This window comes from Pseudomonas sp. BJa3, assembly GCF_026343815.1.
Classification (GTDB): Bacteria; Pseudomonadota; Gammaproteobacteria; order Pseudomonadales; family Pseudomonadaceae; genus Aquipseudomonas; species Aquipseudomonas soli.
The window spans coordinates 1-266 of the sequence record NZ_JAOXMC010000252.1 but is presented as its reverse complement, the minus strand read 5'-3'; the positions used below and the strand labels follow the sequence as shown (position 1 = coordinate 266).

At 64.7% G+C, this 266-nt stretch carries 1 protein-coding gene; it reads right to left on the bottom strand.

Going from position 1 to position 266, the window contains the following annotated elements; translation table 11 throughout:
- Positions 1-217, bottom strand: a 217-nt coding sequence (locus OH705_RS27610) for a hypothetical protein (RefSeq protein ID WP_267303486.1), incomplete at its 3' end; no start/stop codon positions are given.
- Positions 218-266 lie beyond the last annotated feature (49 nt).

The following is a 266-nucleotide window of genomic DNA, read 5'->3' as shown; positions in this document are numbered from 1 at the left end:
GGATTTGCGCCAGCACCTGGCGCATGGTTGCGCCGTACGGCAGTACCACGGCATGTTCGCCGGAATGGGCGCCGTCAACGCGCACCTGAATAGTGCCTGCGAAGCGGTCAGTGCTGATGATCAGCTTGTCGCCATCCTGCAACGAGCGGCCCGGCGCGGAGCTCAGCGGGTAGTATTCGCTGCGCTTCATCGCACCCTGCTGGCGGATAATCGTCATGTGGGTCGCGCCCGGCTTAGGACGCGCCCAGCTCAGCGCTTCCGTTACC